Origin of the sequence: Paucihalobacter ruber (genome assembly GCF_006494535.1) — a bacterium.
GTDB lineage: Bacteria > Bacteroidota > Bacteroidia > Flavobacteriales > Flavobacteriaceae > Paucihalobacter > Paucihalobacter ruber.
The window spans coordinates 448053-461334 of record NZ_VHIQ01000001.1 but is presented as its reverse complement, the minus strand read 5'-3'; the positions used below and the strand labels follow the sequence as shown (position 1 = coordinate 461334).

Annotated in this window: 11 protein-coding genes; 5 read left to right on the top strand and 6 right to left on the bottom strand. The window is 37.2% G+C overall.

Annotated elements, in window-relative coordinates:
- Window positions 1–126: 126 nt before the first annotated feature.
- A complete protein-coding gene (gene rpsO / locus FJ651_RS02065) occupies window positions 127–396 on the bottom strand; it encodes a 30S ribosomal protein S15 (protein WP_140988730.1) in 270 nt (89 codons plus the stop codon).
- 176 nt (window positions 397–572) lie between these two features.
- Here rpsO and FJ651_RS02060 point away from each other — a divergent pair, with 176 nt between their 5' ends.
- Window positions 573–1415: a hypothetical protein gene (locus FJ651_RS02060; RefSeq protein ID WP_140988729.1), complete on the top strand. Its 843-nt coding sequence runs from the start codon at window positions 573–575 to the stop codon at window positions 1413–1415.
- 229 nt (window positions 1416–1644) lie between these two features.
- Window positions 1645–3237, top strand: coding sequence for an NADP-dependent glyceraldehyde-3-phosphate dehydrogenase (locus tag FJ651_RS02055; RefSeq protein ID WP_140988728.1), 1593 nt, complete (start codon window positions 1645–1647; stop codon window positions 3235–3237).
- Between the two features lie 117 nt (window positions 3238–3354).
- Here FJ651_RS02055 and accD read toward each other — a convergent pair whose 3' ends face one another.
- The 3 genes from accD to tamL all read right to left on the bottom strand — a co-directional run bounded on the left by accD (window position 3355) and on the right by tamL (window position 7957).
- Window positions 3355–4212 carry an acetyl-CoA carboxylase, carboxyltransferase subunit beta gene (gene accD / locus FJ651_RS02050; protein WP_140988727.1) on the bottom strand — a complete coding sequence of 286 codons (858 nt, stop codon included), beginning with the start codon at window positions 4210–4212 and terminating at the stop codon, window positions 3355–3357.
- Window positions 4213–4255: 43 nt separating this feature from the next.
- Window positions 4256–5323, bottom strand: a complete 1068-nt coding sequence (gene fbaA, locus FJ651_RS02045; protein ID WP_140988726.1) for a class II fructose-bisphosphate aldolase — start codon at window positions 5321–5323, stop codon at window positions 4256–4258.
- A 96-nt stretch (window positions 5324–5419) separates the two neighbouring features.
- Complete coding sequence (gene tamL, locus FJ651_RS02040; protein ID WP_140988725.1) at window positions 5420–7957, bottom strand: translocation and assembly module lipoprotein TamL; 2538 nt, start codon at window positions 7955–7957, stop codon at window positions 5420–5422.
- A 112-nt stretch (window positions 7958–8069) separates the two neighbouring features.
- On the opposite strand from tamL, the gene FJ651_RS02035 reads away from it, so the two are divergent.
- Complete coding sequence (locus FJ651_RS02035) at window positions 8070–8795, top strand: TrmH family RNA methyltransferase (protein WP_140988724.1); 726 nt, start codon at window positions 8070–8072, stop codon at window positions 8793–8795.
- Here FJ651_RS02035 and porT read toward each other — a convergent pair.
- Window positions 8789–9502, bottom strand: a complete 714-nt coding sequence (gene porT / locus FJ651_RS02030; protein ID WP_140988723.1) for a type IX secretion/gliding motility protein PorT/SprT — start codon at window positions 9500–9502, stop codon at window positions 8789–8791. The genes FJ651_RS02035 and porT overlap by 7 nt on opposite strands.
- A gap of 30 nt (window positions 9503–9532) precedes the next feature.
- Window positions 9533–10264, bottom strand: a complete 732-nt coding sequence (gene ubiE, locus FJ651_RS02025; RefSeq protein ID WP_140988722.1) for a bifunctional demethylmenaquinone methyltransferase/2-methoxy-6-polyprenyl-1,4-benzoquinol methylase UbiE — start codon at window positions 10262–10264, stop codon at window positions 9533–9535.
- Window positions 10265–10393: 129 nt separating this feature from the next.
- Between ubiE and trkA the strand changes: the two genes are divergently transcribed.
- A complete protein-coding gene (gene trkA / locus FJ651_RS02020; protein WP_140988721.1) occupies window positions 10394–11743 on the top strand; it encodes a Trk system potassium transporter TrkA in 1350 nt (449 codons plus the stop codon).
- 8 nt (window positions 11744–11751) lie between these two features.
- Complete coding sequence (locus FJ651_RS02015; RefSeq protein ID WP_140988720.1) at window positions 11752–13245, top strand: TrkH family potassium uptake protein; 1494 nt, start codon at window positions 11752–11754, stop codon at window positions 13243–13245.
- Window positions 13246–13282: the final 37 nt, after the last annotated feature.

Here is a 13282-nt window from a genome sequence, read left to right as displayed (position 1 = left end):
TAGTAGTAGTTGTAACCAGACCAGTGAAAACCTTGAATAGCTTCTTGTTTGCGATATTTTAAACTCTTTCGCAAGAGTGATGTTATATAAAAAAAGCCACACTTTTTGGGCGTGGCTTGTTTCGATTTATTTTCTTAAACCTAATTCTTTTACGATGGCACGATATCTCAAAATATCTTTTTTCATTAGATAATCTAAGATGGCACGACGCTTACCTACCAATTTTACCAAAGAACGCTCAGTATTGAAATCCTGACGGTTTCTTTTTAAGTGTTCGGTTAGGTGATTGATGCGGTGCGTGAACAACGCAATTTGTCCTTCTGCACTACCGGTATTGTTTTTGGCACCACCGTGTTTTGCAAAAATCTCTTCTTTAGCTTCTTTAGTCAAATACATGCTAATATTATTTAAATGATTGTTATGTATAATGAAAGGCTTTCTTTCAAGGGTGCAAAGATACTATTTAAAATGATTTAAATGTAATTTTTGTATAAAATAAACATTTTTCGATAACTGGTATTAAACCTTTTGATGTTAAAATCGTCTTAATACCAAACTCAAAAAATCATTTTATGAAAACAAATCATTTTAAAAACTTATTAATACCACTATTGGTATTGAACGTATTAGTTTTCAATGCGTGTAGCGATGAAGAATTAATTGTTGAGAACAACAGTGTTGATGATGTAACGGAAATGTCGCGCGCTGCAGAGATGGATGCTATGGATGTGGCCTTGGGAGATTTGGTGGTTAATGCCTTCGAGGAACAAGAGCGTGGCGTATTAGGTAGATCAAGTTATAATAATAATTTACCTGAATGTGTGGTAATTACAGCGGTAGTTGAACAAAATTCGGTAGAAGTTAACATTGATTTTGGTACCGAAGGATGTTTGGTAAATGGTAATTTGATTAGAGGTCAAATAGAAATATCCTATACCCGTAATCCCGAAGCCATGCAAATGTTAATCAACTACAATTTGGTTGATTTCTATTTTAACAACAAGAATGTTGCAGCAACACGCACCATATTAAGAGAGCGTTTTAATGAAAATGGGAATCCGCAATTTACCCATAGTTTAGATGTTACCGTTACCTGGCCCAATGGCTTACAAGCTTCTCGAAGCGGTGAAAAGGTAAGAGAATGGATAGAAGGTTTTGGTAGCGGAACTTTTAATGACAATGTGTTTTTAATAACCGGATTTTGGAATGCCAGTTTTGTAAATGGTAATGAGCACAATTATGAGGTGATTGAGGCCTTGAGACGTGAAATAGGTTGTTTGTATTTTGTTAGTGGTGCTGTTGAAGTAACTCGTACTAATTTTGCGGGTGTATTAGACTATGGCGATGGCGATTGCGATGCACTGGCTACGTTTACATTTAATAATGGCGTTGAAATACCAATAAACCTTGATTAAAAAGAAGTTTAATCATTATAACGAATGCAACAGGCCAGCCATGTAATTGGCTGGTTTGTTTTTATAAGGTAAGTTAATTCATTTTAAAAGTCTTAGGCTAAATAATGGGTTTCTGCTGTATTTGCTGATCATTTTAGACTGTGAGTCCTAAATAAAATGTTTAATCTTTTATTCCATAAAATAAACAAAATTGATTTTATTTTTTGTTACTTTGATAAAAAATTAGACTATGGAACAGAAGTTCAAACCCATTCCCAAAGCATATCAAATAGAACATTTAGTACATCAAAACAGCTACCTTGTTGATGGAGAGTTAAAGGAGTGGCAGGGTCAACAAACCGAGGTTTTTTCTACTATTTCATCAACCGAAATATACAAACCAACCTTACTGGGTACGGTGCCAGAATTGGGAGAGAACGAGGCTTTGGAAGCTTTACTGTCTGCCGAAAGGGCCTATAACAGAGGTCAGGGTTTATGGCCAACCATGAGGGTAGAGAGCAGAATTGAAGCCATGGAAAAATTTGTTGCTCAAATGAAAACCAAGCGAGAAGCAGTTGTTAAATTACTGATGTGGGAAATTGGTAAAAACCTGCCGGATTCAGAAAAAGAATTTGACCGAACCGTGGATTACATTTACGACACCATCGAAGAGTACAAGCAGATGAATCGTGATGCGGCCAAATTTGAAAAGAATTCAGGTGTTTACGCACATATTAGGCGAGGACCTTTAGGTGTTGTATTGTGTTTGGGACCTTATAATTATCCACTTAATGAGACTTTTACCTTATTAATTCCTGCGCTAATTATGGGTAATACTACTATTTTTAAACCGGCAAAACACGGTGTTTTATTGTTGTCGCCCTTAATGGAGGCCTTTAAAAACAGTTTTCCTCCCGGAGTGGTTAATATTATTTTTGGTCGAGGCCGAACTTTAGCAACTCCTATCATGAAAACAGGAAAAATCGATATATTGGCTTTGATTGGTAATAGCAAATCGGCCAATGCCATTCAGGCTAACCATCCAAATAAGAACAGGTTGCGATTGGTTTTGGGTCTGGAAGCTAACAACCCGGCCATTGTTTTACCCGATGCAGATTTAGATTTGGCCATTAAGGAATGTGTTTTGGGGACCACCTCGTTTAACGGTCAACGTTGCACTGCTCTTAAAGTTTTATACGTTCATGAGAGTATTGTGGAAGAATTTAACAAGCGTTTTTCTGCTAAAATCGACGCGCTTCGATTTGGTAATCCGTGGGATGACGGAGTTGAATTAACGCCATTACCCGAGCCTGGTAAACCGGCTTATATTATAGAGTTGATTGAGGATGCTAAGGAAAAGGGTGCTGCAATTATCAATAAAAATGGTGGAAAAACTACAGAAAACTATGTGTTTCCGGCAGTGTTGTATCCTGTTACCAAAAGTATGAGAGTTTATGAAGAGGAACAATTTGGGCCGGTGATACCAATCATCGCATTTAAAAATATTCAAGAGCCTTTGGACGATATGGCCGAGTCAAACTACGGTCAGCAGGTAAGTGTTTTTGGCAGCGACATCAACACCTTATCGCCACTTATTGACACTTTGGTAAATTTGGTATGCAGGGTTAACTTAAACAGCTCCTGCCAAAGAGGTCCTGATGTTTATCCGTTTACGGGTAGAAAAGATTCTGCTGTGGCTACTTTAAGCGTTTATGATGCCTTGCGTTCTTTTTCTATCAGAACTTTTGTAGCTTCGAAAGACACACCCTACAATAATTCAATTTTACAAGAATTGTTAAATAAAAAGAGTTCTAATTTTATCAGTACTGATTATATTTTATAGAGACTTAAAGGTTTGAAATTAAAAAACCGTCTTGAACAAAGACGTTTTTTTTTAATTATTTACAGATTACAATTATTCTACTTTTAACTCAAACTCATTGGTTGCAGATATCGTAATTTACGCTCTAATGGGTTGATTTGTAATTAAATCTAAATATAAATTAATTTTATCTTTTAAATCTTTACGCTGTGTGATAAAATCCAGAAAACCGTGTTCTAATAAAAACTCACTGGTTTGAAAACCTTCGGGCAATTCTTTACCGGTGGTGTCTCTTACCACACGCGGCCCTGCAAAGCCAATGAGCGCGCCGGGTTCTGCAATATTAATATCGCCTAACATGGCAAATGATGCAGTGGTACCTCCGGTGGTTGGATCGGTACATAGTGAAATGTAAGGTATTTTAGCATCGGCCAGCTGCGCTAATTTTACTGAGGTTTTCGCCAATTGCATCAAGGATAGCGCTGCTTCCATCATTCTGGCGCCTCCCGATTTACTGATAATCAAAAAAGGGATCTTTTTCTTTAGAGAATAATCTGCGGCACGGGCAATTTTTTCGCCAACAACACTCCCCATAGAACCGCCAATAAAGGCGAAGTCCATGCAAGCGATGACCAGATCTTTACCTTTTGATTTTCCAACCGCGCAGCGCACGGCATCTTTTAGTTGTGTTTTCTTTTCAGCAGCCTTTAAACGCTCTGAATATTTTTGAGTATCCTCAAAATTTAGCGGATCTTTAGAGCTAAGATTGGCGTCGAGTTCTTTAAATTTATTGTCGTCGAAAAGGATTTCAAAATATTCCTTACTGCCAATTCTAACGTGGTAACCATCTTCCGGTGACACGTAAAAATTTCTTTCTAATTCTTCAGTATCAATTATTTTGCCGGTAGGAGATTTATACCACAGGCCTTTTGGGGTGTCTTTTTTCTCTTCGGTTGCGGTAGTAATACCTTTAGTTTTTCTTTTAAACCATGCCATAGTTTATCGGTTAGCTAGTTGATGTATGATTAAAATAAAAATATTACAGTGTGTTTACGTTATTAAGATCTTCAAAAGCCTTCTTTAGCCTGGCGATAAAGGCATCTTCTCCTTTTCTAAGCCAAACGCGGGGATCGTAATACTTTTTGTTTGGCACGTCTTCTCCATCTGGATTGCCAATTTGAGACTGCAAGTAAGCGTTTTTTTCGCTCATATAATCTCTAATACCACTCATAAAAGCGTATTGCATATCGGTATCGATGTTCATTTTGATGACTCCGTAGCCAATGGCTTCTCTTATTTCCTCAACGGTAGAACCAGAACCACCGTGAAATACAAAATCAAGACTGTTATGAGGTAATCCAAATTTTTGTGATATATAATCTTGTGAATTTTTAAGAATTTTAGGCGTTAGCTTCACATTACCCGGTTTATAAACGCCGTGAACATTCCCAAAAGCGGCAGCGATGGTAAATTGCGGACTTACTTTAATTAGTTCTTCGTAAGCATATGCAACTTCTGCAGGTTGGGTGTAAAGCTTAGAATCGTCCACATCGGTGTTGTCTACGCCATCTTCTTCTCCGCCGGTAACACCCAATTCTATTTCTAAGGTCATACCCATTTTACTCATACGTTTTAGATATTCTTTACAAATAGCGATGTTTTCTTCAAGCGGTTCTTCAGATAAGTCAATCATATGAGAACTGTAAAGTGATTTGCCTGTTTCAGCAAAATGTTGCTCACTGGCGTCTAATAAACCATCAATCCAAGGCAGTAATTTTTTAGCGCAGTGGTCTGTATGAAGTATCACAGGAACACCGTAAGCTTCGGCCAGCTGGTGAACATGTTTGGCACCGGCGATTGAACCTGCAATAGCCGCGCGTTGATTTTCGTTACTTAAACCTTTTCCTGCATTAAATTGCGCGCCTCCATTTGAAAACTGAATAATGACGGGTGCATTTAAAGCAGCAGCAGTTTCTAAAACGCCATTAATGGTATTTGAACCAATGACGTTTACGGCAGGCAGTGCAAAGCCTTTTTCTTTAGCAAGGTTAAATATGGCTTGTACTTCTTTTCCTGTGGCTACGCCCGGTTTGATGTTATGACTCATTGTAATTCTTTTTAAGTTAGAAAATTGACTTCAAAAGTAAAGAAAATATGGCTAACTGCCACGAAAAAACAGAACTTTAAAATTGGCAATACCGCATCAAAATGGATAGTTGATACCTATATTATAAACGGCATTGGCAAAATTGTAGTTTGTAAACCAGCGATTATTGTCGGGTTGTGAGGGATCATAGGTTTTAAATCCAATATCGCCTCTAAGTATAAAAAAGTTGAAGTCGTATCTCAATCCAAAACCTGTACCTACGGCGATATCTTTAAGAGAATTGAAACCTGTAAAAGTGGCTTTAGGATCATCGATGTCATCTAAAACGTTCCAAATGTTGCCGGCATCGATAAAAAAAGCGCCTAAGAAACTTCCTGTTAATGGAAAACGGTATTCTGTGCTTAGGTGAATTTTCAGGTTGGCTTCGTTAAACTCGTTAGTTGATGCAGTGCTTCCCGGACCTAAGTTGTAGGCGGTCCAAGCACGGTTATCGTTAGGTCCGCCAGCGAAGAAACTTCGTGCAAAGGGAATGTTTTCGGCATTACCGTAAGGTACTGCGATGCCAAAATAACTTCTAAATGCCAAGGTATGTTTGCTACTTAGACCAAAGTATTTGATATAGTCGAATTCTGTTTTAATGTATTGCGAATAGTTAACACCAAACAATTCTTCTCTACCATCGGCTGAGGTTTTAGTATTAAGTATTGTAGAAAGGTTTGAGAGCATAAAACCGGCAGATTCTAGTCGCATTTTAAAAATTGAGAAATTATTGTCGAATAAATTGGTGCGCTTATCTTTTACATATAAAAAGCTGGTACCAACTATTAAGTTGTTCTCGGTAAGACGCACCCGGCGTTGCTCTATATTACTCACTTCAATATACTCTGGGTCTGAAGGATTTAGTGAGGTATTGTTGTTCAATACATCATCAATGAATAGGTTGGCACCATCGGGTTTGCTCAACTCATCTCCGGGATTTACATAGTTAATATCTTGTGCAATAGTATTTAAATTGTTGAATGCATTGGAATATACATCAAAATAATTGGTAGGGTTAAGGTTGCGCACATATTGAATGTTGAATAAATCGAGGGTGTTGGTGATGCCTTGCTTAGGAAACCAATTATAACCCAAAATACCCGAAAGCGTTTGTTTGTCTAAACCTATGTTGGTTTGTCCTGTTACCGATAAGTTTATTCGGGTAGTAGGCGACATAAATTTTGGAATAATTTTCTCGGTTTTTATTGGGAAAAATATGCGGGGAATGGTAAGTTTTACATTGGCGCCAAATTCATTAATATTGAAAAACTGACTATTGCTAATACCTGCCTCTCGAGAAGAACCAATACTCCCAATTCCTGAAATATCCAGTGTTTCGGCACCTCTAAATACGTTTCGTATAACCAGACCCGTACTAAATGCAAATCCAATAGTTTGGATGTTACTTTGTAACACATCAAAACTAAAACCCAAGTCGTATTTTTTTCTGGGAGATAAATAAACATTGGTAATTAATGTGCTGTCAGTCTCATTTTCAATATATTCTATACTCGGGTACCTAAAAGTTCGTAACTGACTGATGTAGCGGTTGGTATTGGCTCTATCGGTATCACTAAATAAATTACCTTTGGCTATAATGATGGCATCGGTAATGGCTTTTGGTCTGTATGCCAGTTTGCTGATGCTGTATAGATTGTAACCGTTATAACTTACACTGTCTGTAATTTGCGAGTCTTTTGTTTCAAATCCAAAGTCGGTAAAAATATTAACTTCTTTAATGGTATATTTTTTAAATTGTCTACGCTCTGTCCCGTGTATCCCTTCAATACTGCGATTTTGAATTTGAAGTTCAGTAAGCACGCGTCCTTTTTGTTCTAATGTATCTATTTCAAAGGATACATACTCTTGTCCAAAATTGTAATACCCCGCATTTCTCACCATTTCGCTGATGCGTTTGCGCTCGGCAGTAAAGTTGTTTTCGTCGTATTGTTGACCAAGTTGAATGGCAGCATTTTGAATATTATCGCGATAAAGCGAGTCTATTGCAGGGGTTCCTATTTTTAGTTTAATAGTGTCCAATAGCCAAGGTTGTCCACGTTCAACATTATAAGAGATTTGGGCTGTTTGGTCGTCGTTTTTTACTAAATCGTAGGTACTTTTGGCATTAAACCAACCTTTACTGAAATAATAACGTCTAAGGGTATTGGTAGTTCTTTCTGCCCGTGCTTCGTTAACTATTACCGGAGCTTCCCCAGTATTTTTTATCCATTTATTAAATGCTAAGCGGCTGGCAACTTGTTTATCTAATTGTTTTCTTGAGAGTAATTTAGTTTTTCTGGCTACTTTTTTTGGGTTATTGTAAATGCGTTCGTTTAAAACAGAGTCTAAGTTGGGATGTGCTAAATTATAAAAATGAAGTTTAATGGGTACTCCAAGAAAACGGGCATTTTCTTTTTGAGTGATAAAGCTATTGAGCGTTTCACTGTTGGTTTTCTTTCCGTCGATATTGATACCGGTTTTGGTTAATAAAAACTCGTCTGCCTTTACTCGTTTGGTGGCATCACACGATGCAAAAAGCCATGCCACGAGTAGCAAAATGATACAAGAATTGAATTTATTAAATGCCCGGTTCAAGCAAATGATGGTTTTGTAATTTAATAGATTTATGTTCAAACAATAATTAGTCCAAAAAACACTTAATTTGTAAATTGAACAATTCGATTAAAACAAAAGTAACTACATTTTAATGTTATCTCATAATCAAATAAAATTAATTAGATCTCTAAAACAAAAAAAATCGAGGCAAAGCCATAGATTATTTGTTGTTGAAGGTCTAAAAAGCATTGAGGAATTTTCACATTCCAATTACCTTATTAAAGAAATTTATACAGTAGATGCCAATATTGCCGACAAATTGGGAGGGTTTTTGATTTCAACAAAGCAAATGTCTCAAATTAGTTTTTTAAAAACGCCAAATGTAGTGCTGGCCTTGGTTGAAATTCCTTTACCTGAAAAATTTAAAGAAAACGGACTTCTTTTGGCATTAGATGATGTGAGCGATCCGGGTAATTTGGGAACAATTATTAGGTTATGTGATTGGTTTGGAGTAGCGCATTTAATTTGTTCTGAAAATACAGTAGATTGTTATAACGAAAAAGTAGTTCAGGCCAGTATGGGCTCGTTGACTAGGGTACAGGTTCATTACCTTGATTTAGCTGAATTTATTAAACAATACAATGGGAAAGTGTTTGGTGCTTTTATGGATGGCGAAGTAATTTACAAGCAAACATTACCAGAAAACGCTTTAGTTATTATGGGCAACGAAGGTCAGGGAATTTCTGAACATATAGAGCAACTTGTACAAGAAAAAGTCTGCATTCCGCAGTTCGGGTCTGATAAGCCGGTTGAAAGTTTAAACGTTGCCACCGCAACGGCCATTATTTTAAACGAATTCAGGCGTTCTGTTTATTGAAAGGTAAAGTTAATAAAAACACCACGGGTTTGCATGGTTTGAATGTTGCCAGTCCAAGGGCTGTTAGGATCTGCATCTCTGATTAATTCGTCGTTAATTGCGAAAATCCCTTTAATAGAAGGTGTAAATTTAAACCAGTAGAGGTAAAAATCGATTCCAAAACTCAATTCGTAGAAATAGTTGTTTTGGGTAGTTCTAAATTCGTTAGCGCTGTTATCTTCAGGGTTTTTTTCGTTACTGGAAAGATTGAGTGCTGTTGCCAGTCCGGCTGTAACAAACGGTTTGAAATTATTAATGCGTTTGGTTGAGAATTTTACCAGTAAGGGAAAATAAATATAAGTTGATTTAACCTCTCGAAGTAAGTCGTTATCATTAAAATCAAGACCCTGGAAGTAGACGGGATCATATTGCAAATTTCGCTGTGTGATGATCAACCCCGGCTCGAAACGAAGATTAATATAGTCGTTAATGCGTAAATCTGAAATCAATCCTACATTAAAACCACCGGTTCTTTCAACTAAAATATCGGGTAAATCCTGTTCGTATTCAAATTTGTAATCAAAACTGTTAAAACCCAGATAAAACCCCCATGTAAGTATTTGTTTGTCAAAATTTTCCTGATTTTTGATGCGTTCTTTGCTAAAAAGCTGGGCATTGGCCGAGTGACCCAAGGCTAAAAAACAAACAATGTAAAGAATATATTTCATATGTTTAGGCGGCATAATTGCGAATCAACGTTATTTTTTTGATGCTGTATAGATGGTAGCAACACCAAATGTTTTTGGTCTGTTTTCAACTTCTATAAACCCAACATTTCTCAAAATATTGTTTAAGGCTTCACCAAAGGGAAAAACTGACGCCGATTCGCTTAAATATTTATAAGCAAATTTATCTTTTGAAAACAGTTTACCAATATTTGGCAGGATAATTTTTGAATAAAATTTATAACCCTGTTTAAATGGGAATTTTGTTGGCACAGATGTCTCCAGTATTACAAAAATACCACCGGGTTTTAAAACTCTAAAAATTTCTGACAGACCTTTCTCAAGATTTTCAAAATTTCTAATTCCAAAAGCTACTGTAATGGCATCGAAGCTGCTGTTTTTAAATGGCAAATCTTCAGAATCTCCAACCACCATACTGATAATACCATCTAATTGTTTTTTTAAAATTTTCTTTCTACCAACCTCCAGCATACCTTCGCTAATGTCAAGTCCGATAATTTCGGTAGCTGCCGATGCTGTGAGGCTTATGGCCAAATCGCCGGTGCCGGTAGCGATATCCAGAATATTTTGAGGATTGGTAGCGGCCACCAAATCCACCACTTCGTTTCGCCATTTGATATCGGTGCCAAAGCTAATCACACGGTTGAGACCGTCGTATTCTCCCGAGATATTATCAAACATTTGTGCTACCTGAGCTTTTTTATTAAGGTCGCTGTCTTTATATGGATTTACATTATTGGCCATTGCAATTTTTTTGCAAATATAATAATCAATAACTGCCTTTAAAGTGGTTCTTGGCGTTATTTAAGGTCAATTTATAATCTCATATTGAAATAGATGGTATATTTGCATTTGTTTTACTAATATTTTTAGATGAAAATAATCATCGCCGGAGCCGGAGAAGTAGGGTTTCACTTGGCTAAATTACTCTCTTACGAGTCTCAAGAAATCACACTTATAGATTCTAACAAGGAATGTTTAACCTACGCGGCAGAACATTTAGATATTAAAACCATGCGAGGTGACGCCACGTCGCTTCAAATCTTAAAAGATGCCAGAGTAGAAGCGTCAAAACTGTTTATTGCCGTAACTTCTTCAGAAACCACCAATATTACAGCTTGCGCATTAGCCAAGCAGTTAGGTGCTGCACGTACGATTGCCAGGATTTCCAACACCGAGTTTATAGATCAGCAAACCGAAGTTGATTTCACCAAGTTTGGGATAGACGAGTTAATTTCACCAGAGTCGCTTGCCGCAGGCGAAATAGAATTATTGCTTAACCAATACGGTTTTAATGATACCTACGAGTTTGATGAAGGTGCTTTAACCATGTTGGGATTAAGACTTTCAAGAACTGCTACCTTTGTAGATAAAACTGTTAAAGAAGCTGCGGCCATGTACGATGATTTACATTTTGTACCCATTGCCATTCAGCGTTTTGGAACGCAGTATACCATTATTCCGCGCGGTGATACTGTTTTTAAGGAAGGTGATAAAGTTGTTTTTATTACGTCTAAAGGTGGCGATCAGGAGTTGTTTGAACTTTCGGGCAGAGGAAAATCTGAAATAAAGGATGTCATGATTTTGGGTGGTAGTAAAATTGGAATCAAAACGGCGCGAGACCTTTCTGAAGGTAAATTCAGAGTGAAACTTCTCGAAAGCAATAGAGCATGTGCCACAGATTTGGCCGATTTACTGCCGAAAGTGCTTATTTTATGCGCCGATGGTAGAAATGTTGAAATTCTTGAAGAAGAAAATATAGCAGATACCGATGCCTTTATTGCGGTTACCGGAAACTCCGAAACCAATATCATGTCTTGCCTGCTGGCCAAATCAAAGGGTGTGCGAAAAACCATAGCTTTGGTTGAAAATATGGACTACTACCAATTATCTCAATCTATTGGAATAGATACATTAATCAATAAAAAACTATTAGCTGCCAATAATATTTTTAGATACATTAGAAAAGGCGAGGTCATTGCCATGACCAAACTGGCCAATATGAATGCGGAGTTACTGGAATTTGTAGTGAAGCCTAGCTCGAAAATTTGTAACAAACAGATTAAAGATTTAGATTTTCCTAAATCGGCCATTATAGGTGGTATTATTAGAAATGGTGAAGGCATCATTCCCGACGTGACTTTTAGAATTATTCCTGAAGACCGGGTGGTGGTTTGCTCACTGCCACAATCTTTGGCCAAAGTAGAAGGCTATTTTAATTAAGATTAACCATGCGCATTAATTATAAAATCATATTCCATTTTTTTGGGTTGCTTTTGGTTTTTAATGGCGCATTTATGATGCTGTCTACCATAGTGAGTTTGGTATATGATGACGGTGTGGCATTTGAGATGTTTTTAGCAGGATTTACGGTGACATTAATCGGTATCATGACGATGGTTAGAACCAGAGATCACCGTAAAGAACTCAATAAAAGAGAAGGGTATCTGGTGGTTTGCTTTGGCTGGCTTATTATGGGTTTTTCGGGAACTTTACCCTATTTACTTACCAATTCTATGGGCAGTTTTACCGATGCTTTTTTTGAGGCAATTTCGGGGTACACTACCACAGGAGCATCCATATTAAATGATATTGAAAGTTTGCCTGAAAGTGTATTGTTCTGGCGCAGCCTTACCCATTGGATTGGCGGTATGGGAATTATTGTAATGGCTGTTGCCATATTACCACTGTTAGGTATTGGCGGGATGCAGTTATTTGCAGCCGAGGCACCCGGACCTAATAACGATAAATTACACCCCAGAATTACTGATACAGCCAAACGTTTGTGGTTAATTTACTTCGCTTATACAGCTATAGAAACACTTTTGTTGAAATTGGCAGGCATGTCGTTTTTTGACGCTATTAATCACGCCTTGTCTACACTTTCAACAGGTGGATTTTCAACGAAAAACGACAGTCTGGCGCATTGGAACCACGCACCGCTGATACAATATATCATTATGGTGTTTATGTTTTTAGCAGGCACCAATTTTGTGTTGAGTTACTTTGCTTTTAAAGGGAAGGTTCAAAAAATTATCAAAGATGAAGAGTTTAGACTCTACTTTAAATTTATAGCTGTTTTTACAATTATAGCATCACTGGTAATTTACTTTTATGCTGATGTTTCAAAATCATCGATTAATCACCCAATGGTGTTGGGTGAAGCAGAAAGTGCATTTAGACATGGTCTGTTTCAGGTTTTGGCCATTGTTACCACAACCGGTTTTGTAAGCGCAGATTATACCATGTGGACGCCATTTTTAACGGTGTTTTTCTTTGGGCTGATGTTTTTAGGTGGCTCTGCAGGAAGCACATCGGGTGGTGTAAAGGTTATCAGACATTTGGTACTTATTAAGAATGGGTTTTTAGAATTCAAACGTGCTTTACATCCAAGTGCGGTATTGCCTTTGAGATACAATAATAAGTCAATCTCAGGCGATATTGTTTTTAATATTCTGGGCTTTTTTATTCTTTATATGCTATTATTTATTACCGGAGCTTTGGTGTTTTCATTTTTCAACATCGATTTTGAATCGGCCATTGGTTTATCGGCCTCAAGTTTAGGTAATGTTGGTCCCGCTTTGGGTAATTTTGGTCCGGTTAACAATTATGCGGCTCTGCCAGATTTAGCAAAAATTTGGTCGGCTTTTTTAATGCTGGTCGGAAGACTGGAACTGTTTACAGTACTAATTATTCTTACGCCGTATTTCTGGAGAAGGCAGTAAGTCGCAACATTATTTTCTGTCAAACTGTAACATTTTA